At 64.3% G+C, this 23,238-nt stretch carries 20 protein-coding genes and 1 pseudogene; 6 read left to right on the forward strand and 15 right to left on the reverse strand.

Features of this window, described 5'->3' with window-relative positions; genetic code table 11:
- Positions 1–7: 7 nt before the first annotated feature.
- Positions 8–988 (forward strand): IS5 family transposase, encoded by a 981-nt coding sequence (locus tag NDY25_RS13470; RefSeq protein WP_256627481.1) that lies wholly within the window; start codon positions 8–10, stop codon positions 986–988.
- A gap of 90 nt (positions 989–1,078) precedes the next feature.
- Here the strand turns inward: NDY25_RS13470 and NDY25_RS13475 are convergent, their stop codons facing one another.
- Both NDY25_RS13475 and NDY25_RS13480 read right to left on the reverse strand, forming a co-directional pair.
- The gene (locus NDY25_RS13475) at positions 1,079–2,626 is read right to left on the reverse strand and encodes a hypothetical protein (protein WP_251761883.1); all 1,548 of its coding nucleotides are present in this window, start codon (positions 2,624–2,626) and stop codon (positions 1,079–1,081) included.
- 790 nt (positions 2,627–3,416) lie between these two features.
- Positions 3,417–4,395 (reverse strand): annotated as a pseudogene (locus tag NDY25_RS13480) (IS5 family transposase).
- Between the two features lie 374 nt (positions 4,396–4,769).
- Between NDY25_RS13480 and hap3 the strand changes: the two are divergent.
- The gene (gene hap3 / locus NDY25_RS13485) at positions 4,770–5,216 is read left to right on the forward strand and encodes an Hpa3 family type III secretion system protein (RefSeq protein ID WP_168958125.1); all 447 of its coding nucleotides are present in this window, start codon (positions 4,770–4,772) and stop codon (positions 5,214–5,216) included.
- Positions 5,213–7,246: a type III secretion system effector XopF1 gene (gene xopF1 / locus NDY25_RS13490; RefSeq protein WP_168958114.1), complete on the forward strand. Its 2,034-nt coding sequence runs from the start codon at positions 5,213–5,215 to the stop codon at positions 7,244–7,246. The genes hap3 and xopF1 overlap by 4 nt, the downstream gene beginning before the upstream one ends.
- Before the next feature lie 111 nt (positions 7,247–7,357).
- Here xopF1 and xopZ read toward each other — a convergent pair whose 3' ends face one another.
- The 13 genes from xopZ to sctU all read right to left on the reverse strand — a co-directional run bounded on the left by xopZ (position 7,358) and on the right by sctU (position 21,377).
- Positions 7,358–11,314, reverse strand: coding sequence for a XopZ family type III secretion system effector (xopZ, locus tag NDY25_RS13495; protein ID WP_168958113.1), 3,957 nt, complete (start codon positions 11,312–11,314; stop codon positions 7,358–7,360).
- 256 nt (positions 11,315–11,570) lie between these two features.
- Entirely contained in the window at positions 11,571–12,449 is an 879-nt protein-coding gene (locus NDY25_RS13500; protein ID WP_256627495.1) for a pectate lyase, read from the reverse strand.
- A gap of 445 nt (positions 12,450–12,894) precedes the next feature.
- Positions 12,895–13,365, reverse strand: coding sequence for a CesT family type III secretion system chaperone (locus tag NDY25_RS13505; protein WP_168958112.1), 471 nt, complete (start codon positions 13,363–13,365; stop codon positions 12,895–12,897).
- Positions 13,366–13,433: 68 nt separating this feature from the next.
- Positions 13,434–13,700, reverse strand: a complete 267-nt coding sequence (locus NDY25_RS13510; RefSeq protein WP_168958111.1) for a hypothetical protein — start codon at positions 13,698–13,700, stop codon at positions 13,434–13,436.
- Positions 13,701–13,773: 73 nt separating this feature from the next.
- Complete coding sequence (gene hrpD6, locus NDY25_RS13515; protein WP_104646823.1) at positions 13,774–14,016, reverse strand: HrpD6 family protein; 243 nt, start codon at positions 14,014–14,016, stop codon at positions 13,774–13,776.
- 22 nt (positions 14,017–14,038) lie between these two features.
- Complete coding sequence (gene hrpD5, locus NDY25_RS13520; protein ID WP_256627497.1) at positions 14,039–14,974, reverse strand: HrpD5 family protein; 936 nt, start codon at positions 14,972–14,974, stop codon at positions 14,039–14,041.
- Positions 14,971–15,786 carry a 4-hydroxyphenylacetate catabolism regulator HpaA gene (locus NDY25_RS13525; RefSeq protein ID WP_168958109.1) on the reverse strand — a complete coding sequence of 272 codons (816 nt, stop codon included), beginning with the start codon at positions 15,784–15,786 and terminating at the stop codon, positions 14,971–14,973. The genes hrpD5 and NDY25_RS13525 overlap by 4 nt, the downstream gene beginning before the upstream one ends.
- Entirely contained in the window at positions 15,783–16,043 is a 261-nt protein-coding gene (gene sctS / locus NDY25_RS13530; protein WP_005994479.1) for a type III secretion system export apparatus subunit SctS, read from the reverse strand. The genes NDY25_RS13525 and sctS overlap by 4 nt, the downstream gene beginning before the upstream one ends.
- 4 nt (positions 16,044–16,047) lie before the next feature.
- On the reverse strand, positions 16,048–16,692 hold the full coding sequence (gene sctR, locus NDY25_RS13535) for a type III secretion system export apparatus subunit SctR (protein ID WP_006451038.1): 645 nt from the start codon (positions 16,690–16,692) through the stop codon (positions 16,048–16,050).
- A complete protein-coding gene (gene sctQ / locus NDY25_RS13540; RefSeq protein ID WP_168958123.1) occupies positions 16,679–17,632 on the reverse strand; it encodes a type III secretion system cytoplasmic ring protein SctQ in 954 nt (317 codons plus the stop codon). Before sctQ ends, sctR begins: the two co-directional genes overlap by 14 nt.
- A 93-nt stretch (positions 17,633–17,725) precedes the next feature.
- Positions 17,726–18,373, reverse strand: a complete 648-nt coding sequence (gene sctP, locus NDY25_RS13545; RefSeq protein ID WP_168958108.1) for a type III secretion system protein SctP — start codon at positions 18,371–18,373, stop codon at positions 17,726–17,728.
- A complete protein-coding gene (locus NDY25_RS13550) occupies positions 18,373–20,295 on the reverse strand; it encodes an FHIPEP family type III secretion protein (protein ID WP_168958107.1) in 1,923 nt (640 codons plus the stop codon). The genes sctP and NDY25_RS13550 overlap by 1 nt, the downstream gene beginning before the upstream one ends.
- Positions 20,296–20,303: 8 nt before the next feature.
- On the reverse strand, positions 20,304–21,377 hold the full coding sequence (gene sctU / locus NDY25_RS13555; protein ID WP_168958106.1) for a type III secretion system export apparatus subunit SctU: 1,074 nt from the start codon (positions 21,375–21,377) through the stop codon (positions 20,304–20,306).
- Positions 21,378–21,589: 212 nt separating this feature from the next.
- Between sctU and NDY25_RS13560 the strand changes: the two genes are divergently transcribed.
- Genes NDY25_RS13560 through sctJ form a run of 3 tightly spaced genes read left to right on the forward strand, consistent with a single transcriptional unit; the run spans position 21,590 to position 23,235 of the window.
- Positions 21,590–22,045 (forward strand): HrpB1 family type III secretion system apparatus protein, encoded by a 456-nt coding sequence (locus NDY25_RS13560; RefSeq protein WP_168958105.1) that lies wholly within the window; start codon positions 21,590–21,592, stop codon positions 22,043–22,045.
- Between the two features lie 31 nt (positions 22,046–22,076).
- Positions 22,077–22,469, forward strand: a complete 393-nt coding sequence (locus NDY25_RS13565; RefSeq protein ID WP_104625899.1) for a type III secretion protein HrpB2 — start codon at positions 22,077–22,079, stop codon at positions 22,467–22,469.
- Position 22,470: 1 nt separating this feature from the next.
- Positions 22,471–23,235: a type III secretion system inner membrane ring lipoprotein SctJ gene (sctJ, locus tag NDY25_RS13570; protein ID WP_168958104.1), complete on the forward strand. Its 765-nt coding sequence runs from the start codon at positions 22,471–22,473 to the stop codon at positions 23,233–23,235.
- Positions 23,236–23,238: the final 3 nt, after the last annotated feature.

A 23,238-nucleotide genomic window follows, 5' to 3' on the forward strand; every position in this document is an offset into this window, starting at 1 on the left:
GTAATCCATGCAACTGACGTTCGGCGACGCTGAAGGCCTGGGCAAGCGCAAGCAGACCCGCCGGGAGATCTTCCTGGCCGAGATGGAGCAGGTCGTTCCGTGGCAGCACTTGCTCGGTCTGATCGCACCGCACTATCCGGTGTCGGGACGCCCTGGTCGACAGCCATACGCACTGGCGACGATGTTGCGGATTCATTTGCTGCAGCAGTGGTATGCGTTGAGCGATCCGGCGATGGAAGAAGCGTTGCACGAGATCCCGATCTTGCGGAGGTTTGCCCAGCTCGGTGGCTTGGACAACGTTCCGGACGAGACCACGATTTTGAACTTTCGGCGCCTGCTGGAGACCCATGGCCTTGCCGCGCGGATGCTGGACGCGGTCAACGCGCATCTGGCACGCAAGGGCCAGAGCCTGCGGTCGGGCACGATCGTCGATGCGACGCTGATCGCTGCACCCAGTTCGACCAAGAACGCCGATCACGCGCGCGACCCTGAAATGCATCAGACCAGGAAGGGCAATCAGTGGTATTTCGGGATGAAGGCGCACATCGGCGTGGATGAATTTTCCGGGCTGGTGCACCACGTCCATTGCACAGCCGCCAATGTCGCCGACGTCACGGTGACGCACGCATTACTGCATGGCAAAGAAGACAGCGTGTTCGGCGACAGCGGCTACACCGGTGCGGACAAACGCGAAGAACTGCAGACCTGCAAGGCTGCATTTTTCATTGCCGCCAGGCCCTCGACGCTGCAAGCCATCGGCAACAAACGCGAGCGTGCTCGGGAACAGCGTTGGGAACACTTCAAGGCCAGCGTGCGCGCGAAGGTGGAGCATCCGTTCCGGGTGATCAAGCGCCAGTTCGGTTACACCAAGGTCCGCTATCGCGGCCTGGCCAAGAACACCGCACACGTGCTGACCTTGTTTGCGCTCTCCAATCTGTGGATGAAGCGAAAGCAGTTACTGCCTGCCATGGGGAGCGTGCGCCTGTAACCCGGGGAATTCCCATGGAAAGCGCCAGAAATGGCGGAAAATCCTAAAATCCAAACGCGACTCTCCGGAACGATGCGACATTCCGCACTCTCAGGCCTCGTTGTTCAGACCTTCCCTAAAGGCATTAAGCGCGTTGGCGACCCCTTGCGGGTCAAGGGTCTTGAGTAGTTCGGGACCGTCGACCAGCCGCTTAGCAAGCTTACTGGCGGCCTCCGCGCAGATCTGCGTGTCGGGCCATTTGCTCAGGGCGTTGAGCACATTGGATATGTGTCGACCGTCCAGGGCCTTGCGCAACCTATGATCGTCGACCAGCCACCCCGCCAGCGTACCTGCTGCGGCCTTGCAGCCCTCCGCGTCGGGCCATCTGCTCAGGGCGTTGAGCGCGTCCGTCACGCCTTGCGCGTCACGAGCGTTGTACAAACCGGGATCGTCGACCAGCCGCAAGGCGAGTGCCTTGACCGCGGCAGTGCAGAGCGGTGCTTCAGGCCATTTGCTCAGAGCGCTGAGCGAGCTTGTCACTGCCTGCGGGTCAAGGGCCTTGCGCAATCTGCCATCGTTGGCCAGCCGTCCGGCCAGCGCATTGGCGGCGTCCGCGCAGATCTGCACGTCTGGCCATTTGCTAAGGGCGTTGAGCGCATTGGCCACGCCTCGCTGCTCAAGGTCCTTGAGAAATCTGGGATCGTCGATCAGTCGCTTGGCCAGCGCACCGACAGCGGCCGCACAGGCTTTCGCGTTGGGCCATTTGCTCAGGGCGTTGAGCGCATTGGAAAATTCTAGGGATTTTAGGCTCTTGCGTAGCTTGCCATCGTTGGTCAGCCGCAAGGCCAGCCTATCGGCGGCCTTCGCACAGTTCTCCACGCTGGGCCATTTGCTCAGCGCATTGAGCACGTTGGCTACGCCTTGCGGATCCAGCGCCTCGCGCAGATTGGAATCGTCGACCAGCCGCCCGGCCAGCGCATCGACAGCGGACTTGCAGACCTCTGCGTTGGGCCATTTGCTCAGGGCGTTGAGCGCGTCGGACACGTCACGCGAATTGAGGGCCTTGCATAACCCAGGATTGTCGGCGAGAAGCGCAGCGAGCGAGTGCGCCGTGGACTGGCAGTCCAGATTATCCGGCCACTTGCTGAAGGTATTGAGTGCTTGGCCGAGGTCCCGCCCGTTCAGGGATTGTCGGGCCCGGTCGTCGCGTTGTAGGTGACGTGCCAGGCGAGCCGCCGCGCCTTCGCACCTGCCGCTGTTGATGTTCTTGGCGAAGGAATTCAGGAGGAGGGCTAACGGCTGGCCAGCCAGCTCCGATAGATCATCGGCCCGCCTGAGCTGTCCGGCGATCCACGCGATTGCATCCATGCATGCCTTCAGGTTCTGGGCCCTGCTCAGCTTGTTGGCCACATAGGCCAGCTGTTTCGACGATGCACCCTCGAACCACCTAGTCTGATAAAGATACTGCGCCGCGAGTTCGACGCAACGATCAAGATCGCGGTGCGTTATGCCTTTCCCCGTGAACCGCCTAGCGTTGGTAACCATCTGAAGGTAATTATCCAGCCGCGTCGCATTGGTTTGCGCGTCGAGGCATCCTTCCAGGAAGGGTAGCGCCATCCCGCCAGGGATGTGATGCGCCAGTTCGTTGTCCTTTGCCATGGACACGCACAAGCATGCGTTATGCTTCAGAGTCTTTCGGCTGGGACCACTCAATTCTCGCTCACACCGCTTTCGGTCCGCCTTTAGCCGTTCTTTTGCTGCCGAGCTGAGTTGACTCTCGGCCCAGCGGAGATCTTCCGTCATCGATTCCAAGCCATGGGTTGGCCGCTTTCGCTGCCCATATGGCTCTTCTTCCCGTGGTCGTTTCCGTGCACTCCGGTCTGACTGTCGTTCGGTCAAGCGAAGATCTGCGCTCTCCTCCAGACCATGGGTCGGTCGTTGTGGCGCAGGATGCGAGGGACGGACACCCCGCCAGCGGACTTTCCGTCCGAGCGCCGCTCAGGCGCGGTAAGGCGCTGGTGTGGGTGGCTGACCGATTGTTGCCGAACACGCCCGTCACCGACGCCTTGGCTGGCTTCCGTTTGCGTATCCAAGGGTAATGGTTCCCTGGGCCGCATCAATCCCCAGGCTCACCAGGTTCCATCCGCTGCCGTTTGGTCGGCGGTCTTCCGAATGGATTTTGCATTCTCCTGGTACTGGTCGCTGTCTGATCCTCCGCTGGTACGAGCTGTTCATCGTGAGAATACGGCCAGTTTGTCCGCGACGAGCTTGAGTTTATGTTGGGAGTTTTCATGCCCGGAACATTAATCAATCTTCCTGCCATCGACATCGTTAAGGAAGGTCTGAATAACGAGGCCTGAGAGTGCGGGATGTCGCGTCGGTCCGGAGAGTCGCGTTTGGATCTTCGGATCTTCCGCTATTTCTGGCACTTTCCTTGGGAATTCCCGGGTTACAGGCGCACGCTCCCCATGGCAGGCAGTAACTGCTTTCGCTTCATCCACAGATTGGAGAGCGCAAACAAGGTCAGCACGTGTGCGGTGTTCTTGGCCAGGCCGCGATAGCGGACCTTGGTGTAACCGAACTGGCGCTTGATCACCCGGAACGGATGCTCCACCTTCGCGCGCACGCTGGCCTTGAAGTGTTCCCAGCGCTGTTCCCGAGCACGCTCGCGCTTGTTGCCGATGGCTTGAATCGTCGAACGCTTGGCAGCAATGAAAAATGCAGCCTTGCAGGCTTGCAGTTCTTTGCGTTTGTCTGCACCGGTGTAGCCGCTGTCGCCAAACACGCTGTCTTCTTTGCCATGCAGTAATGCGTGCGTCACCGTGACATCGGCGACATCGGCGGCTGTGCAAGGGACATGGTGCACCAGCCAGGAAAACGCATCCACGCCGATGTGCGCCTTCATCCCGAAATACCACTGATTGCCCTTCTTGGTCTGATGCATCTCAGGGTCGCGCGCGTGATCGGCATTCTTGGTCTAACTGGCGCAGCGATCAGCCTCGCATCGACGATCGTGCCCGACCGCAGGCTCTAGCCCTTGCGCGCCAGATGCGCGTTGACCGCTCCCAGCATCTCTGCGGCAAGGTCATGGGTCTCCAGCAGGCGCCGAAAGTTGAGAATCGTGACCTCGTCGGGAATGTCGTCCAACCCACCGAGCTGGGCAAAGCGCCGCAAAGTCGGAATCTCGTGCAGCGCTTCTTCCATCGCCGGATTGCTCAACGCATACCACCGCTGCAGCAGATGAATCCGCAACATCGTCGCCAGTGCGTTCGGCTGCCGACCTGGCCGCCCCGACACCGGATAGCGCGGCGCGATCAGCCCGAGCAGTTGCTGCCACGGAACGACCTCCTCCATCTCGGCCACAAAGATCTCGCGCCGGGTCTGCTTGCGCTTCCCAGGCCCTCAGCGTCACCGAACGTCAGTTGCATGGATCACTCCTCAACATGAGGCGGGTAGGGTCGCGTATCTGTGGTGCGTTGTTCAGAGTTTCCCTAATTGCATCTACAAGATGCTGGTTGGTTGTTCAGACCTTCCTTGCGTTTCTTCCCGCCGCATGCAAGCGCTGCAGACCATTGGCGCCCGTGCTATGCCGCTGCTGCCTCTCTGGCCAACCATCTGTTGTTTGCGTACACATGCGAGACGTATGACGCAGGCGCGGTTGCGCAATTTCCAGGATTCCAACTTCGTGTTCGGCGCGAGTGGTTCGCAGCGGCTTGCTCGGCTGTGCATCTCGATCCAGATACTGCGTCCTACCAAACTGGTGCATTGGCAACTCATCGCATTTTTCCCCGGAGAGACTCAGATGACGTTGGTATCAGGAAATCCCCACACAGCGAACGACGCATTTTTCACCAGCCTGGCGATCCGTCTTGGGTTGCCCGACGAGCTTGCGCAGCGACTTGGCGAAGGTGAAACCATCCTTGGCCCTGCGGGCATGCTGTGCCGTGTCCACACGCAGATGCAGCAGGGCGAAATGACGGCCTTTCCTGAAGTGATCCTGCCGTTGGCCGCACGCGAGCTCGGCGGCGATGAGGTGGTGACGCTGCTGGCACTGCAGGAACAATTACTGACGCACTACGGATGGCGGCTCACGCTCTCGGATCTTGGGCTGCTGTGTGTCTGCCCGCTGTTGCTCGAGCGCACGCCCGATGCGGTGGCCACCGCGCTGGAGCGCGGGCAAGTGGTTGCCCGTGTGGTGTTGGACGCGCTGGTGACGCAGGCCGGCAGCCCGGCGGAGGTGGCTTCATGAAGCTCACCAGCGACATTGGGGCCTCTTCCAGCCGCCGCGCAACCTCGCCTGCCCCCACACAGCCAACGCAGGCCGAGGAGGCCGCTGCAGCACCGCAGACGCGGCCTCCAGCCGGGCCGCTCGCGGGCTTACACTCTTCGGGCCCGATGTTGCGCGTTCGTCGCGCAGCGGTTCCACGTCGCCCGACGAACGACGCAAGTCATGCCGAGTCCTCGCATGGCGCATCCCATCGCTCGGAGTCCTCGCAGTCGTCGCATACTTCGGAGCTGACGGATGCAGCGTTTTACACTCCGCCGCTAAGCCCCGGGTCCTCGGTCAGCGATGTGTCGGACGCGCCTGCCGCGCCTGCCGTTGCAGCGACCTATGTGCAGCGCAGTGCGTCGACAGCCGCTGACTTGAAGGGGCAGATACGTGCGCGCCTGGATGCAGTGCCATTTGCAGCGCCGTCGGAGGAGCAGGAGGCGCTGCAGGCCGCGTATCTGGAATGGGCGGACGCGCGCGTGGATGAACGCATCACCGCGTTCGGGCCGGATGCCGGATACCAGATCGTCGGCGATATGAAGACGGCAGGCGCAAAGGCAGCGTGGCCGATCGCCTACGAGTGTCTCAGGGCCTTCGTCATCGGCTCGATGCGGACCCCGTTCGGTCTTGCCGCGGGCGCCGCCTACGACAGTTCGCGCCCGCCCGGATCGGAGACGCTGAGTACGGCAACGCTGTCCGGTGCGGTGGCGGGCGTGGTGTCCTATGCCAGCGATACGTTGCTGATCCCGGCAATGGATCGGCGCGCGCGCGTTGCGAACTTGCCGCGGTTCCAGGCCATCGACCCCAAGATCCTGGTGCCCGATCCGCCGCCGGTCTTGCTGGAAATCACCGCCGAAGGCAAGCGTTTCACGCGCCCGGGCGAGGGCAACGCGCCCACGCTTGCCGAGCTCAAGGCGCAGACCTACGACCTCCGCCAGGGAGTCACCCAGTGGCAATCGACGTTGGACGACAAATCCCTGGATACCTTGTTGCTCAAGCCGACGATCAACGCAGGATTCAACGCGGCGCGGCGAACCTCCGACGACCCGGGCACGCGCACGCCGGCCGGCCAACTGGGGTTGAGCGCGCTCGCCATTGGCGGGGCAGGGGTGGTGCAGAAGGCGATGCTCGAAACCGGCAAGGCGGTGGCGCGCACCGGCCAGATGCGCGTGCCCGACCTGCTGGGCGGACAGCAGCGGCTGAATCTGTTTTCGCTGGCATTGCCGGACAAGACGCGTCGGCCGGCGCAATGGTCCGACGCTGTGCGTTTTCCCCCCAACTATCTGCTGGAGACCGGGAAAGAAGGCCTGGCGTTGGCCAGGCAAGCCTTGAGCACCACCAACGCGATCACCACTGCGCTACGCGACGTGCTGGGCCGTCACATGCTCAGCAACGTGCTGGTCAATTTAGCCTCGCTCGGTGCCGGCCGCCTGATCGCTGCGCCGTTGCGCGGCGGCAACGAAAACGGCAGCGTTGCGGGCGAAGCCGCCAATTCCACCGCCACGGTCGTACAGCAGGCGGTGCAGACCCTGTTCAACGATACGGTCTGGAATGCGCTGAAGGCCAAGAACGGCGCCAATACCACCCAGGCGACGCGACTGGATCAGGAACGTGCCGTCACCGCGGCCAATCATCAGCGCACCATCGAACGCACGCTTCAGGCGCTGGCCGAGCCCATCGACGAGGCGATCGCGCTGTTTTCGGCGCCGACACCGGCGCAGATTGCGCGTGCCCTGGAAGAGGGAGAGCGGCTTGCGCCTGCACCGGGGCCGCAGGCGAGGAGGTTGCGCGAAGCCCTGGAGACATTGCGCGCGGAAATCGGCACGCAGTCCCCCTCGATTGCGACCATCGACACGGTGCGCGATGCGCTGCACGCCGGGCAGAAGGCGATATTCAGCGGAGTGCCACGCGACGACCTGACCGCGACACTGGATACCGAGTTGACGACGCTCAGGGACGCGTTGCACGAGAGCGAGAAACTGCGCCAGTGGGAAAGCGGCCGGCCGTGAGCGATCGATCGCGCGGGTGATCCGCTCGCGGATTCCACGCTGCAAGGACAGACGCAGTCGCCGTTCCGTCTGTCGCTTGCTGGTGCTCCCGGTGCCGGCCTGGCGCGTGGCTTACCTGCGAGCAGCGGGAGTGGGCGCTGCGGCGCGCGGCACCGCTTCGTACGCCGGCCATTGACCGACCGTGCGCATGGCCTCGGCGATGCGGTTGCGCTGGCGCTTGACGATGAAATCCACGCCACGCTCTTCGGTCAGTTTCGCCTTCTCGCGGACCAACAGCAAGGTCGGCTCCCACACGGCGGGCTGCTGCAGCAAGGCATCGAAGGCCGTACGCTCGGCGAGTGCACGCGCGTGGTCACCCGCGTCCTGCGCCACCAGCGCAAGTGCCCGGTGCACGTCCAGCAACGGCGCAGCGGCGCTGCGTAACGCCTCGTCGGCAAACAGTGCGGCCAGCGCGTTGCCATCGGCAAAACGCCTGGCCTGCTGCATGAAATGCTCCAGTTGCAGCTCTGCCAGCACCGGTTGCAAGGTCTGGTCGACATCGTTGCCCAGCTTGACCAGGCCGTAGTCGGCCCAGCGCTCCCACTGGGTGCGGACCAGGCGTTCGAACGCGGCGAATTGCGTGAAGTCGGTTGCGCGGTCGCTGCGGACCGGATCGATTTCGCCGCCGAACTGGAATAGCGTGCAGAACGCGGTGGCCACGTCCGCGCTCACTTCGGCGACATAGCCGGCTTCGATTGCCGAGACCGTGGTGCTGGCTGCAGGCGTCGCCGATGCACCTTCGCGGCGCTGCTGGGCAAGTGCCAGTTGTACGCCGGCCGTCAGGCGTGCGGCCGCTTCCACCCGGCGTGCGGCGGTGGCGTCGCAATACTGCGTGGTCATGTAGCCGGCCACGGTCGTCGACGTCCAGCCGAGGTCCTGGCGCGATTTGACGCCGAGCCCGAGCGAGCCGCCCGCACGGCGGCCGTGCGTATCGCCTGCGCGCAGGCCGGCGCTGACGCTGGCGCTGCATTCGGTTCCCTGGCTGACGCGTGCGGCCTGGTCGATCAGCCCGACGCTGGCCTCCGGATGCTCGGCCAGCAACGCATGCATCCAGTCCGCGCCGTGTGGCTGCTCTGGATGATCGGGTGATGCGCGGAGCACCAGATGCTCCAGCATGCGCAAAAACGCCTGCAACAGCGCCGGTTCGCGGCCCTTGCCCAGCCGGGGGATACGGATCTGCAGGCCGTCTTCCACACCGACCTCGCGCCGATAGCGCCAGTCCACGGCGGCCGACACGCCGGCTGCTGCGTAGGCACTGTCCACAGCGATGCCATAGCCGGCAGTCAGGCCCGCACCGAGCTGGCGCTGTGTCGCGGATTGGCGACTGATCTGCAGGTACAGACCGGTACGTCCCATGTAGAACTCCAGCGAGGCATCGTGATTGCACTGCATGCTGGCGATCAGTCGCGCGCCCAGGCCGAACGCAGATCCTGCAACGGCAGCTGCCGCCGAAAGCGGTGCGAGATTGGCGCCCCAGGTCCGTTGGCAGGTCATCCGCCAGCGGTCGCGCCATTCCAGGTGCGAGAGCATGTCGCGCAGCAGGTCCAGCAACGCCTCGGGGTGGGCCAGGGCGCCGGCACCGGTCTGCTTGGCCAACTGCAAGGTCTTGTCGATGGCGGTGTCGAAATGCGCCAGGCAGTCATCCGCATGTGCGAGCCACACTGCGGCCTGTGGCGAGGCATCGCTTGCTTGCAGCTCGGCCGCTTGCTCTGCATGCTCCGCCCGCACGGTAGACAGGCAGGTGCGCAATAGATCGAACGCGGCTGGGGCGGTGCATCGGCTGCTTCGCACCTGCTCCCAGGCACGCTGCAATCCTTCCGGTGGCGCTGCCTGCACCGCTGCACCGCCCGGGGTGCTGGATGCCTGTGCCTGATGGTGGTCGTGCAGCACCGCCGCACGTTCGGCGATGCGCGCCAGGGTGGCGGCATCGAAGACCATGCCGCTGCGGTCCACGTCCTCATCGACCCATTGCAGCAACTCGGCAGCCGCCTGCCAGTGCAACTCGGCCTGCGATGGCACACAGCCCTGCGGCCGGGCGGCATGCAATGCGCCCAGGTAGCCGATCAAGGCAGCGCAGGCGTGTTCCAGGGTCAGGTTGGCGCGTCGACGCGGTGTCGGCAGTGCGGTGGCCGATGCGACCTCCAGCCCCTCCGACAAGGCATGCAGTGGATTGGGAGCGCTCGCGTGTGCGCCTGCAGAATGGGGCGAGGTGGCCGTGCGCACCGCCTCGCCGAATGCCTGCAGGTGGGCGTTTGCGCGCGCATACGCCGAGTCGGGAGCACGCGACTCGTAGCCGTTGCGCAGCGCATGGTAGGCCGCGCGTTCGTCGCTGCTGCAGGCCAGCAGCGCCTGCGCCGGGTCGGCCGCGTGCAGGGCACTCCCGGCCGCGCGCCGTGCATCGCTCAGCCAGCACCGCGCGGCGGCATCGTCCACGGGCGTGGCGCGCAGCAGCGCATCGGCCCGTAATGCGATGCGCGCGATGTCCTGGCGGGCCGGGTCGGCGGCACGCTCATGGCGTGCCTGGATCAACTGGCCGAGCACCTGGCGGCCGCGCGGCACGCGCGCCAGGGTCTCCAGCCAGCGCGTCGTCGCCGCCTCGATCGCTGCGCGAGGAGTTCCGGTGTGCTCGTCCATCGTCGCGCCCTGTTGGGCATCGTGCTGTTGCGGATCGGCAGGGATCAGCGCGCTCCAGCTGCTGTTGTGGACATGGTCGAAGGTGGCAAGCAGCAGCGCCGCCGCGTCAGCACGGTTGTCGCCGAGCACACCGGCCACTGCCGAGCGCAGCGCGCCAAGCGCGATGGCCACGATGCCCGCTGCAGGCACCGCCTGGTCTCCGAAACGCGTGGTGGAGAGCCCGCTCGCCCATGTCGACAAGCGCTTGCGCAATGCGGTGGCCGCGGCGGCATCGGTTGCGCTGGATGCGGTCTGCGCGATCTGCGCGGCAATCAGCGCGTCCGACGCGGCACTTAGCGCCTGGCTGGCGCGCAGATCGTCGGCCGCTGCGGTGTCGACCTCCTGCGCGAGCGAGTGCGTCAGACCCGCCAGCGCCGGCAGCAGTGCACGCAGCTCGTCGGCGTGCGCAGCGGTCTCGAACAGGTCGCCAGCCACGATGTGCGCAGACTGCAGCGCCTGCGCCAGGGTGGTGTCGAGGCTGGCGGCGCGCACTTGCAGGCGCTGCAGCGAGGCCTGCTGTTTCTCGCGCAGGGCGGACAGATGGCGCGCGTGCTCGTGCAGCTTGCGGATGCGATCCAGCTCGGCTTCGTGCTTGAGCATGTCGTGCAGGCGCGGTCGACGATCGCTTGCCGCAGGCGCGGGCATGGCCGTCAGTTGGTCCAGTTGCTGCTGCAGCTGTTGCTCGGTGTGCGCCAGGCGCTCGCTGCAATCGGCGATGTGTTTGCGTAGCAGCGCGTTCCAGGTGGCCAGCACCTGTTGGCGTTTGCGGGTGTCGTTGGCACGGTCGGCCAGGCGCGGTGCGCGTCTGGCATGCAAGCCGGTGTCCTGCTCCAGGCGATCGAGATGCAGCCGCACCAGGCGCTGCAGCGCTGCGGCCTTGCGCACGGCGATCCGTGCATCGCTCAGCCGTTGCGAGGCGGCGAATGTCGCTGTCTGCACCGGAGCCAGTGCGTGCCAGTCGCCCGGTTCCGATCGAGCGGGTGGTGCAGGCTGCGCAGACGTGCCCTGGTAGCGCAGCAGGCGCGTATGGTCGGGAGTGGCCTGCCGGGCGATGCCCACCGCCGTGCCGGCGAGCCGGGCGAGCTTCTGCAACGACTTGCGCACGCCGCGCAGCCTGCCTGTCTCGCGCGGCGCAGGCGTGCCCTGTCCGCTGTCGGCAGCAGCTGCGGTGTAACGATGTACCCGTGCGGCCACATCCATTTCTGCAGCGCGTGCTTCGGACTCGGCCGCGGGCCCATCCAGTTGATGCAGTCGGTGATGGGCCTGCTTGTGCGGCGAGGGCGTACCTGCATGCGCGGTGCTGTGGCTGTTGCCAGGCAGCCCGACTGTCACGGTGGAAGGGCGAATGCGGGTCAAGGCCGATCTCTCGCGTGTGGCGGTTTGCGTCCGACTGTGCTCGCCGCTGCTGTAAAGCCGAACCGGGCGAGCGGCCCGTTTGCACATGGCAGCAGTGTTTGCTTGCCGCGACGCAGTGCGTGCCGCGCAGGCGTCGCAGCGATGATGGTCGGTCTGCGGTCATCGCCTACGACGGCGGGCACTGACGCCCGGCAGATGCGGCAACCATGCATCTGCCGGGCGCGATCGACGCGCAGCGACGGTGCAGCGCGCGCGATCAGCCGCTGTAGGCCTTGTGGCCGATACGTGTCGCTCCGGTGGCCTGGGAAGCGTCGGGGGCAATCACTTCGTCGGGCGCATCGGTCTTCAGGTTTGCCAGCGTCACCGTCGCGCCGGGCGCGTCGGTCCGGAACACCGCTTCCTTGACCTGGTTGAACTCGCAATTCTCGACCTGAAGGTGCGAGTCGATATCGGCATGCCCACCGTTGGTGCGGAAGACCTTGCTGGCACCCTCGACGGTGTCGCCCGACATCACCACGTCGGCAGCGCCGTTGTCCTGCACGACCTTGTCTGCGGCGTTCTTGAACGTGCAATTGATGATCTCGACCTTCGGCCGGCCGCTGACCTCGGGGCTGCAACCGGCAATACCCGCATCATGCTCACGGTTGCCCTGCCCATCGATGGTGACGGCATCCTCGCTGACATCTTCGTTGACGCAGTTGACCATCTTGCCGCTGGCCATGAAATGCACACCGTCGCCGGTGCCACCCATGCGGACGTTGCAGAGGCTGCCACCATCCTCGACGACGAAAAGTGGCTGCTGGTGCTCGTTCTGGGAGCCATCGCCCAGACCTGGGCCACCGGTGTAAAGCTGGCCCTTGCCGTCGAACACCTCGCCCTTGTGCACCACGATGGGCTTGTTCTGGATGCCGGGTGGCGCGGTGACGACCTTGCCGGGAGGCAGTGGCGCTTGCGTGCCGGTCGGGCCTGGCGTGCCGTGAGCACCGTCGGTGGGCGTGGGTGGGTGTCGCCGAGTGACCCGGGTTGGTGGGCGATGCGCCGTTGCCGGTTCCCGTTCCCGTTCCGGATGTGTTGCTGCCGTTGCCACCGTTGCTGCCGTTGCCACCGTTGTTGCCATTGCCATTGCCATTGCCATTGCCGGCACCACTGCCGCTGCCGTGTTGCCCGCCGGGGTTGGTGGAACACGGCGGGTTCGATGGCGGCATAGATGGTGTCGAATTGAAGTTGGTCGGTTGCTGACCGTCACTGGATGGCTGATCCTGTGGCTGCATCATGTCGCTGAGCAGGCGTTGCATGCAGTACGCCAGCATGCTCATGATCACCGCGGTGAGGGCTTGCTGCTCCGAAGGGGAGAATGAGGACGGCTGTAAGCTCGCAGTGCTATGTGAGGGAATGGCGAGATTCATTGGCGAGTGTCCTTGCAAGAGATGAATGGCGGACGAAATCCTGCGGTGGGGAAATAACCGCGCGACAACGTAGCGATGCGATACAGCGCAGCGGATGCGCAAGGCGCCGGCAGCGTGCTGCGCAGTCGTGCATGTCTGGCTAACACCATCGGCATGCAGGCAACGCCAAGCACCTCACGCGCGTAGCCACAGATAATTTCCCGTTGCGATTCCTTCGAACATTTCGTCGTGTGCAATGAAGATGTTGTTGTTCCAATAACGGCCATGCTCGGCGTAATGGGCGAGCAGATCGCAGATCCAGGCGCCGTCGACGTCGTCGTCTAGCGGAACGCGCACGACCAGCACGATCACGCCGGCATCGTTCAATCCGAGTTGCGCCTGGTCCTGCGCATATACCGACAGGTTGGCTTCCAGCAACAGCCGGAATACCGTCAAGGTCCGTCCCGCAGGAGCAAGGCCGTAGGAGATGCGTAGGTAAAGTGCTTCTTCCTGCGCTTCCTCCTCGGGCTGTGGCTCCGGCATGTGCAGATAGACCTCGAATCCGTCTATCTGGATCGTGCGGTGCTCGAGCAACTCCTGCACATCCGGCAGGCCAAGCACATCGCACAGTTCCGCAGCCAGGGTTTCGAATCGTGCCGAAGCCATTGCCTAACCGCTGTCGGTTGCGCAGACCCGTGTGGGCGGGCCTGCGCAAGTGATGAACCATTTTTGTCTTAACGTGTCGCGTCTTTCATCGTCTCCCCGAATTTTCTGATTACATTGTTCAACGAGGCATTCAAGTTCAATGCGTTCATCTCACGGCTGACATAGTTATTGCTTTTGATGGTCGTTGAGACTGAGTCGCCTACACCGCCCATGAAGGAGTTTGCCTGGCCGGACTGACCCATGCTGCTTATTTCACTATCAAACTTATCCTTGAACGTGTTGCTCAGAAGGTCCTTGGCTGATCCGCCTCTGTTGATGCCTTCAAGAAGTGACATGTTGATCTCCTATTTCTTTTGAGAAGCGCCGTTGGCGCGGGAAACCCTGCTTGCTTCACTAGCAGGAATTGGGTTAGGCAGCCGCCGCGATGTGCGAGACCAGCGCATGGGCGGCATTGAAGCCTTCGTGCAGTGTCGAAAGCCGGGTGCGATCTGCGGCGTCGGTTGCGGCCATCCACTGCACCTGCACCTGCTGTCTTGTGTTATCTAGCGCATCGACAATCCTTGCCAGGCGCTCGCCGCTGGCATCTTCGGATTTGACCTTGATCAAGGCACCCATGTCATGGGCGATGCTTTCAGTGATGGATTCAAACATGACCGATCCTCGTTGGATTAACTCAGTAAGTGGTGGAGGTCAGGTGCTTGGTGCCGTCCGGGGTCTCCACGTAATGCAGTCCGTCGACGAGCAAGGCGGCATCGTAGTTGGCGGGCGTTTTCACGGACGGGTCCTGCTGGGCGATATCCACGTGCAGCTTGCGGATCTCCGGGCCCAGATCGCTGCGCAGGTCGGCGATCCGCCGGATCGCGCGCTCTGCGTTGTCGCTGCTGCCGGCAATGGAGAAAACGCCCTGGCCGTCGTAACGCACGCTCAGGTCGCGGTCGGCCAAGGTATCGCGCAGGGTTGCCAATACCTCATCCACCACCACCACATCGACGGTGACCGCATGTTGATACCGATGCAGTTGCGCGCGCAGGCGTGCCGCATCCGCGCTGCTTGTCACCAGGCCCTCGACCCGCACGCGCGACCCGACCTGCTCCACGCGCGCTTCGCGCAAGCCCAGCTGTTTGAGCACGAATCGCACCTGATTGAGCTGGTTGTCCTGGCTGCGCTGGGGAGCCGCATCGGAGAGGAAGGCCGGGAGCAGGGAGGGCAACAGTGCCGCAGCGGCCAGCGCTAGCATGGCGCCCACCACTGCACGCAGTGCGTTGCGCCTGGACCTGCGTGGCGAAGGCGCTGCCGGCGTCGCGGCGGGAGACAGTAGCTGCTCCAGCAGCGCAACATCGTCCGGCCAATCGGCTGCAGCGTCGCCGATGCAGAGCACCAACGGACCAAAGCGCACCGGATGCAGCGCAACAAACGCTGTCGTCGGCAACGCGTCGCTGCGATAACGCACTTGACCATCTGCATCCACCTCGATGATGAGCGAACAATCAGGCCAATCTTCGATCCGGATTTCGGCTTGGAGATCGGCGCCCAACGTATAGCTGCCTGGCTGCAAATCTAATCGTGCGCCGGCATGGATTCCCGTCAGCACGCGAAGTTGCATGGTCATGCGCGAATCTCCTGAGCGGTCCGCTCCTGGTGCTCAATCAGCAATGTGTTCAAACGTGTGATGGCGCCGGCACGATCAAGGCGTTTACGTGGTTTTTCCGCGTTGAGCAGCACCAACGGAAGCAGTAGATGGAAATTGCGCAGCGCTGGCGATGGCTCCGGTTGCGCCGCCACCAGCTCCACCAGAAGCTTCCGTAACGCCTGCAGGTTTTCCGCAGCGGTGCTCGCGGTGCCGGAGCGCAGATGCTCGCGCATCAATCTCCAGACCATGGTCGTCAACTGTGCTGCGGCAGGATGGGCAATGCCGATCGCGCGCAGTTCGACAAGCGCAACGGCAAGCGCGCGTCGCCTGACCGTCGGGTCGGCCGCGCGGGTCGTCGCGTAGCGGTCGAGAACGCCGTCGACACGCGCACGCACATTGTCGTCCAGTTGCACCGGCGAAGCGCTTTGCCCTCTCCCCGCCTGCGGATCGCCGGCCTGCGCGTTGCCGCCCTCGCCGTGCTGATCATCCTGGCGTTGTCCCTGGCCCTGTGGCTGAGCGACTGCAATGCTGACCCGGCCGCGCAGCGCCGAGACGCGTGCCGCTTCGGCTTCTTCCAGTTCGGTGGCGTCGCGTTCGTCGTCCATGCCATCCAGCGAGCGCATGCCGCGTCGCCGCTTGCGTGGCGGGGCGGGGCGCAGACGGGGTGCATGATGTGCCGAGTCCGCCGGCGGCTGCACACCAGCCTGCGGCGCATCGGCGTGGTGGTGCGATGCGCCGGGCGCGCTCGGCAGCGATGGCGGCACAGCGCCTGGCGAAATGCGCCGGATCATGGAAAGGCCGCCTGCATCAGCGCCTGACCGAACTGCATGATCGCCGAGGCGCCCCAGGGCGCAGTGACCGCAATGGCAGCCACCACCACCACCAGCTTGAGCGCGAACGAAATCGAGGCATCCTGCAGCGACATCACTGCCTGGATGAAGGCGATCAGCAGCCCGGCCACTGCGGCCACGCCGACCACCGGCAACGACACCTTGAGGCACAGCAACAAGGCTTCGGAAGTGAATCGCACCAGATCGTCATGGTCCATGGCGTCACCGGTAACTCAGGACCAGGCCGTGGATCAGCATGGACCAGCCATCCAGCGCCACGAACAACAGCAGTTTGAACGGAATGGCCACGTTGGTCGGCGTCACCTGCGAAAGGCCCATCGCCATCAAGGCATTGGCCACCACCAGATCGATCACGATGAAGACCAGATACAGCAGGAATCCGATGCGGAACGCCTCGGTCAGCTCGCTCAGCGTGAATGCCGGTGCCAGCACCAGAAGATCGTCGGGCTTGAGCGTATCGGCCTTGTCCTTGGGCCAGATCTGCTGCGCCGAGCGAATGAAAAAGGCTTTCTCGCGCTCGCGGGTGTGCTTGAGCAGGAACTGCCGAAACGGTTCGCGGCAGGCATCGAGCAGTACCACCACACGGCTGTTGTCGGCACCGGGACTGTAATTCTGCGCGGCCTTGAACGCCTCCATGCCCACCGGCGCCATCACAAAGCACGACACCAGCAACGCGACGCCGTTGAGCACCATGTTCGGCGGCACCTGCTGCACACCGATGGCATTGCGCAGCAAGCCGAGCACGACCACGATCTTGGTGTAGGAGGTGACTACCATCGCTGCGAAGGGCAGCAGCCCCAGCATGATGACCACCAGCAGCAGCGAGCCGACATCAGGCATCTGCATGCGCAGTCTCCGACATGCTGAGGATCTGCACGCCGAGATGTTCGCCCACCGCCAGCAATCTGCCGACGCCGATGGTCTGGCCGTAGACGACCAGGCGGATGTCGGCCTGATCCACCGGCACCGACAGTTCGAGGATCTGGCCGGGCTGCAAGCCCGACAGCACCGACAGAGACAGCGCAAGCTGGTCCACTTCCAGCTGTACGGGCAGTTCCAGTGCCGCCACATCGGTGGCGGACGATGAGGAGTCGGACGCGGGGATATCGTGCTGCATGGTGGGGGCAGTCTCCAGAATCATCTGTTGCAGGGTCAGGCGTACCGGAGCGCGCAACACCGCACCTCCAGGGATGCCCCAGAGCAGCTCGCCGCTGCGCACGGGAGCCGTGGCGAGCGCGTGCAGCAGGACATCGCCCGGGCGTAGCGATTGCAGCAACGCCGCCGCTGCCGTGCGCTGGCCGATACGCAGGCGCGTGGTCACCCGCAGTGCGCTCAGCCAGGCCGGCAGTGGCGACGGCTGAGCCAGCGCAGCGCTTGCCGTTTTCAGCGCGGCAAGCAGCAGCGGGCTGGCGGTCTCTGCGATCGCGTCGATGCCGCCCAGCGTGATGCCGATATCGAGGCGATCGACTGCATCCGTACAGCGCTCGAAGGCGACGACCTCGGCAGCGCCCAGTCCCAGCGGTTCCAGGGCGCGCAGATCATCGCTCAACAGCACACCGGCGATCGCCACACGCAGGGCGTCATCGGCTTCGTTCAACAGCAGCGCCAGGCCGTCGCGTGCCGCGATCCGCAACTCCAGGCTGCCGCTATCGAACTGCAGCTGCAGGCGCGCGGCATCCGCAGCCCGGATGCCGCGGCGTTGCGCGGTGTAGCCGCAACGCTGTGCGGCACGCGGATCGCACAGCACTCTGCCGAGCTGCGCACGCACGGCGGGCACGTGGGTCAGCGCCTGCGACAAGTCGCGTGCCGGCGACGTCAGGCTCGGCTCTGTTGACAACACGGCGTCCCTCGCTATGGCTGGTCTGCTGCAGATGCAGCGCTAGACGACCTCGATGCTGATTTGAAGCGTGTCGCTGAGCGCAGCCTTCAATGCAGTATCCAGACGTTTTCTTCCATTCAAAAGTACCTCGCGCGTCTCCGGCGAGCCGCTGTCGAAGCGAAGCGATAGCTGGTCTGGCGAAAGCCGCAAGAACAGCGTGGTCTGCGGCAGGATGTCGTGGTTGATCTCCAGCCACGCTTCCCAGATACCTGCGCCGCGTACCGGCGTGGCGTTGCAAAACTCGGCCACCCGCAGCGCGATGTGGTTGATGGCCAGCTGCGCGCGCTGGGTGCGGATCCACTCGGTGGCGATCTGCCGACCCAGTGCGTCGCCGTCATCGCCTCGGGCGATCTGTCGACGATCGCCGTCATCCAGGCAGGGCGTTGCGCTTGGCGTTGCGCTTGGCAGCGGCGCGGGGCCGTGATCGTCGCTGGCAGCATCCACCACGTCCGGCAGCGTCGGATCGTCGTCGCCGTCCTCCGGCAAGACCGTGTCCGGCAATCCGGCCAGCACGCTGCTCAGGCGTCGGCGCAGTTGCAGGAAGCTGACACGTTGCGTGGCACGCACCGGTGCTGCCGCTGCGGGCGGCTGCACCGGTGCGCCGGCAATCGGCAGGATGCGCACATGGCGGACCGGCGGCTTGCGCATCAGGCCACCACTCTGCCGATCGGCTGCAGCTGCACCTCTGCGCCCAGTTCCTGGAACGAATACACTTCCAGCCAGTTCAGGCGTGCCTCGATCATGCGGCGCACATAACGCCGCACGTCCATCGAGGCGACCACCGCCAGTGGATGCCGCGCCTGATCTTCGACGATGCGTTCCACCTGCTCGACGAGCTGATTGGCCTGCTCCGGTGGTAGTGCCAGGAAATTGCCGGCCGGTGTGGCGCGAATCGACTGCCGGATCAACTGTTCCACCGCGTGGTCGAGCATCACCGCAGGCAGCTGTCCGGTGCCTGCGGTCGCGGTGTGCGCAAGATAGCGGCCGAGATCGCAGCGCACATACTCGGTCAGCATCAGCAGATCCTTTTCTTTCGGTCCCCACACCACCAGGCTCTCCAGGATGCTCTTGATGTTGCGCACCGGGATGCGTTCTTCCAGCAGCCGCCGCAACACATCGGCGATGCGCTGGGCGGGCATGGCCTTGTTGACCTCTGCGACCAGCCCGGGATAGTCCGCGCCCACCTGTTCCAGCATCCACTGCGTCTCCTGGATGCCGACGAACAGATGCGCGCGTGCATGCAACGGTGCGATGGCTTGTTGGGCCAGCGCTTTCTGCATGTCCGCCGTATCGCTCAACGCGCTGCGGGTTTCCGGCACATCGTGGATCAACACTTCGTATTGCATGTCCTGCAGTGATTCGCTCTGCCAGATCGCAATGCCCGGAAACGGCAGGCCCAATAGCTCCACCAATTGCCGGCGCTCGCTTTCGATCGCCTGATCCAGCAGTGCCGGGTCGAGCCGCGCAGCCAGTTGCGGCGACAGCCGCATCGACAGGGGCGAGGCGAAATCCGGCGCGCTCTTGCGGATATGCGGCGCATCGCCCTTGGCGCCCTTGCGGCTGGTCGATGGCAGCGTGGGCTGATCGGTACCGCTGACATCGCGCTGCTTGCGCCAGATCGTATAGCCGCCTGCGCCCACGGCCGCCGCCAGCAACAGGAACAGCAGCGCGGGAAATCCCGGAACGAACGCAAAGCAGGCCAGCAGGACGCTGGCTGCCAGCAAGGCGCGGGCATTGCTGGTGAGCTGGCGGCCGATGTCGAGCCCGAGCGAGCTGATCTTGGCCTCGTTCTCGTTGGCCACGCGGGTGATCATGACGCCGGCCGCCACCGAGATCAGCAGCGAGGCGATCTGCGACACCATCGCATCGCCGACCGACAGGATCGCAAAGCGGTTGGCCGCCTCGCCTGCGCTCATGCCGTGGTAGGTCACGCCCACCACGATGCCGGCCAGGATGTTCACCATGGTGATCACCAGGCCGGCGATGGCGTCGCCCTTGACGAATTTCATGGCGCCATCCATGCCGCCGTGCAGTTGACTCTCGATGGCCAGCCGCGCGCGTTTGCGGCGTGCTTCGTCTGCGGTCAGGTTGCCGCCGCGCAGGTCGGCATCGATGCTCATCTGCTTGCCGGGCATCGCATCCAGGGTGAAGCGCGCACCGACTTCCGCCACGCGCTCGGAGCCCTTGGCGATCACGATGAACTGCACCGTGGTGATGATCAGAAACACCACCAGGCCCACCACCAGGTTGCCGCCGACCACTAGCTCGCCGAAGCTCTCGATGATGTGGCCGGCCTCGGCATGCAGCAGGATCGATTTTGTCGATGCGATGTTCAACGACAGCCGCAGCAGCGTGGTGAACAGCAGCAACGAGGGAAACGACGACAGCGAGATCGAGTCGGGCACATACATCGTGACCATCAGCAACACCACGCTCAAGGTGATGTTGATGCCCAGCAGCGTATCGATGAGCGGGGTGGGCAGCGGCAGGATCATCAAGCCGATGACCGCCACCACCAAGGCGGCGATCGCCACTTCACCGGTGTATGCGAAATACCGTGTCAGGCGCATGCCATCTCCTAGCAGGGCAGCGGACCGCTGCCGTCATCGTTGTCGCGGCCCAGCTCATCGACCCAGCGCAGCACCACCGCCACCGTTTCGAACAGCGATTCGGGAACCGCCTCGCCCAGTTCGACCTCATGCAGCGCACGCGCCAACGGCGGGTTCGCCACGATCGGGATGCCCTGGTTGTGCGCGTAGGCACGCAGTTCCAGCGCACCGTCGTCCACGCCCTTGGCAACCACTTGCGGCAAACCGAAACCGTCCGGCTCGTAGGCGAGCGCGACGGCGTAATGGGTCGGGTTGACCACCATCACCTTGGCCTTGGCAACACGCTCGCGCGGGTCGCCGAAGACCAGTTCCTTGGCGAATTCCTTGCGCTTTCCCTTCACTTCCGGGTCGCCTTCGCTCTCCTTGTGTTCGCGCTTCTGCTCGTCCTTGCTCATGCGCTTGTCGCGAATGAACAGCCAATGCTGCACGCTCCAGTCCGCCGCGCCGACCAGCACGAACACCAGCACCGCCAGGGCGCACAGAATGCCCAGTGCGCGCCAGCCGATCTGGGCGATGTCGGCCGGTGGCTGGTAGGCGAGCCCGATGATGGTCGGCATGAGTGCACGAAGGCCGTACCACAGCACCACGCCGATCACGGCCGCCTTGATGCCCAGCTTCAGCAGGTTGATGAGACTGCGTAACGAAAAGAGTTTTTTGACGCCGTTGACGGGGTTGAGCGAATCGAATTTGGGCGTGACCGGTTTGAGCGAGGCATTAAGCCCGGTCTGCACAAAGGTGCCGATCAGTCCTGCGGCCAGGCAGGCCGTCACGAAGGGCAGCGTCAGCAACACACCCTGGATGCCGATGCGACCGAGCGCACGGTGCAAGGCGGTGGCATCGCGCGTATTGGCGGTGAAGTCGAAACCGATCGACATCAATGCACGCAGGTGTTCGACAAAATAGCTGCCTGCCAGTTTCAGCACCAACAGCGCGGCCAGCAGCACCGCGGCGGCAGTGACATCCGGGCTGATCGGGACTTCCCCATCCCTGCGCGCATCCTGCAGTTTCTTTTCTGTCGGCTTCTCGGTCTTCTCATCCGACATGGCGATCTCCGGCCGCTATTGCTGCACGCCCATTCTGGGCGAGCCGTCGTCGGACGAGCCGCTTCCAAGGCGAACGTGTGCATGGGTGTACGAAGCACGATGTGTTTGTTCGCGATGGCATTCCGATGTTCGCTTCTGAAAAGTCTTCGTTGGCGCCGACGCGTACGTTACGCACGCATGCTGTCCACAGCCATTGAATGACGAGGTGCGGTATGGAAAAGATTGAATGTTCCGGTTCGGTTGTGAGTGGGCTGATCAACCTGATCACGGTCGGGCTGACCCACGAAAAACTCGAAGAGTCCGCAGCGGTACTGGCCGCCGTGCGGGTGCTGCGGCCCGAGCTGAAGGCGCTGGATACCTTCGATGCCTGGATTGCGATCAAGCGCGGCAGTTATCTGGAGGGCGCGCGCCTGCTGCGTGAGCTGGAGGCCGATGCGGGCTCCAAGCCGTTGTGCAAGGCCTTGTACGCGTGTTGCCTGTTTGCGGTGGGCGACCCGTCGTGGCATGGCATTGCAGACGGTCTGATCGAAGAGAACGCCGATGCCGACGCCGTTGGCCTGGTCAAGGCGCTGTCAGGACGCTACACCCCGGCACCCGCGCCGCTGGAAGCGGCGGCCGAATCCGCCGCGCCGATGGAAGTTCCCAACGCCCAGTATCTGCGCGCCTGACCCGGCCCACACCCAGCCTGCGGAACATGTCATGACGCTCATTCCTCCTGTCGCACCGATCACTGCCAGTACCGGCCTGACCACGCCAGCGGCGTCGCCGACGGCGGCGCCGAACCAGGCGCTTGTCAACCGCTTCCAGGCGCTGATGCAGTCCTCCAGCCCGCTGCCGCCTGCCATGCAGCGTGTCGGCGAGCCGAGCATGATGAGCCGGATGGTCGACGTGCAGAACGATGGTGTGCGCAGCATGACCGAGCATATCGATGCCTTCAGCACGCAGGCGCCGACCATGGGGCTGAATGACCTGGTTGCGCAACAGATGAAGTTGATGAATGAGGTGACGATGGTCGGCTTCAACCTCAATGTCAGCGTTGGGGTAGCGGAGTCGGGCAAGAACGCCGTGCAGACACTGTTCAAGAACCAATAGCATGCGAAAGCTGAGATATCTGGTGGTGTTGCTGCTCGCACTGCTGCTGTCTGGCTGCGACCAGCAGCTCTATTCCGGGCTGACCGAGAACGACGCCAACGACATGCTGGCCGTGCTGCTGACGGCCGGTGTGGATGCGGAAAAGCTCACGCCCGATGACGGCAAGACCTGGGCGGTCAACGCGCCGCACGATCAGGTTGCGTACGCGTTGAACGTGCTGCGCACGCATGGCATGCCGCGTGAGCGGCACGCCAATCTCGGCGAGATGTTCAAGAAAGACGGCCTGATCTCCACACCCACCGAAGAACGCGTGCGCTTCATCTACGGCGTGTCGCAGCAGCTGTCGCAGACCTTGTCGAATATCGATGGCGTGATCGCGGCCGATGTGCAGATCGTGCTTCCCAACAACGACCCGCTGTCCACCTCGGTCAAACCCTCCAGCGCTGCGGTGTTCATCAAGTTTCGCGTCGGCAGCGATCTGACCAGCCTGGTACCCAGCATCAAGACCCTGGTGATGCACAGCGTGGAAGGACTGACCTACGAAAACGTCAGCGTCACGCTGGTGCCGGGCGGGGCGGAGAGCGATGCGCAGCTCTCTGTGGCGGCGCCTGCGCGCGCATGGCCGTGGCCGTGGCTGGCCGGATGCGCGCTGGCGCTGTGCGTGGCGATTGCTGCGGCAGCGCTGTATTGGTGGCCGAGCGCCGATGCACGCCGCTGGGGCGGCTGGCAGCGCCTGCGCGCGTTGTCCAGAAAACATGCTGGGTGAGGC

The organism is Xanthomonas hortorum pv. pelargonii (assembly GCF_024499015.1).
In the GTDB taxonomy this organism is placed as follows: Bacteria; Pseudomonadota; Gammaproteobacteria; order Xanthomonadales; family Xanthomonadaceae; genus Xanthomonas; species Xanthomonas hortorum_B.

Bases quoted from the DNA above. Each gene is read 5' to 3' on its own strand.
- NDY25_RS13470 (WP_256627481.1), top strand. From the start codon at position 8: ATGCAACTGACGTTCGGCGACGCTGAAGGCCTGGGCAAGCGCAAGCAG.
- NDY25_RS13475 (WP_251761883.1), bottom strand. From the start codon at position 2,626: ATGGCAAAGGACAACGAACTGGCGCATCACATCCCTGGCGGGATGGCG.
- hap3 (WP_168958125.1), top strand. From the start codon at position 4,770: ATGACGTTGGTATCAGGAAATCCCCACACAGCGAACGACGCATTTTTC.
- xopF1 (WP_168958114.1), top strand. From the start codon at position 5,213: ATGAAGCTCACCAGCGACATTGGGGCCTCTTCCAGCCGCCGCGCAACC.
- NDY25_RS13500 (WP_256627495.1), bottom strand. From the start codon at position 12,449: ATGGCAATGGCAATGGCAATGGCAACAACGGTGGCAACGGCAGCAACG.
- NDY25_RS13505 (WP_168958112.1), bottom strand. From the start codon at position 13,365: ATGGCTTCGGCACGATTCGAAACCCTGGCTGCGGAACTGTGCGATGTG.
- NDY25_RS13510 (WP_168958111.1), bottom strand. From the start codon at position 13,700: ATGTCACTTCTTGAAGGCATCAACAGAGGCGGATCAGCCAAGGACCTT.
- hrpD6 (WP_104646823.1), bottom strand. From the start codon at position 14,016: ATGTTTGAATCCATCACTGAAAGCATCGCCCATGACATGGGTGCCTTG.
- hrpD5 (WP_256627497.1), bottom strand. From the start codon at position 14,974: ATGACCATGCAACTTCGCGTGCTGACGGGAATCCATGCCGGCGCACGA.
- NDY25_RS13525 (WP_168958109.1), bottom strand. From the start codon at position 15,786: ATGATCCGGCGCATTTCGCCAGGCGCTGTGCCGCCATCGCTGCCGAGC.
- sctS (WP_005994479.1), bottom strand. From the start codon at position 16,043: ATGGACCATGACGATCTGGTGCGATTCACTTCCGAAGCCTTGTTGCTG.
- sctR (WP_006451038.1), bottom strand. From the start codon at position 16,692: ATGCAGATGCCTGATGTCGGCTCGCTGCTGCTGGTGGTCATCATGCTG.
- sctP (WP_168958108.1), bottom strand. From the start codon at position 18,373: ATGCGCAAGCCGCCGGTCCGCCATGTGCGCATCCTGCCGATTGCCGGC.
- NDY25_RS13550 (WP_168958107.1), bottom strand. From the start codon at position 20,295: ATGCGCCTGACACGGTATTTCGCATACACCGGTGAAGTGGCGATCGCC.
- sctU (WP_168958106.1), bottom strand. From the start codon at position 21,377: ATGTCGGATGAGAAGACCGAGAAGCCGACAGAAAAGAAACTGCAGGAT.
- NDY25_RS13560 (WP_168958105.1), top strand. From the start codon at position 21,590: ATGGAAAAGATTGAATGTTCCGGTTCGGTTGTGAGTGGGCTGATCAAC.
- NDY25_RS13565 (WP_104625899.1), top strand. From the start codon at position 22,077: ATGACGCTCATTCCTCCTGTCGCACCGATCACTGCCAGTACCGGCCTG.
- sctJ (WP_168958104.1), top strand. From the start codon at position 22,471: ATGCGAAAGCTGAGATATCTGGTGGTGTTGCTGCTCGCACTGCTGCTG.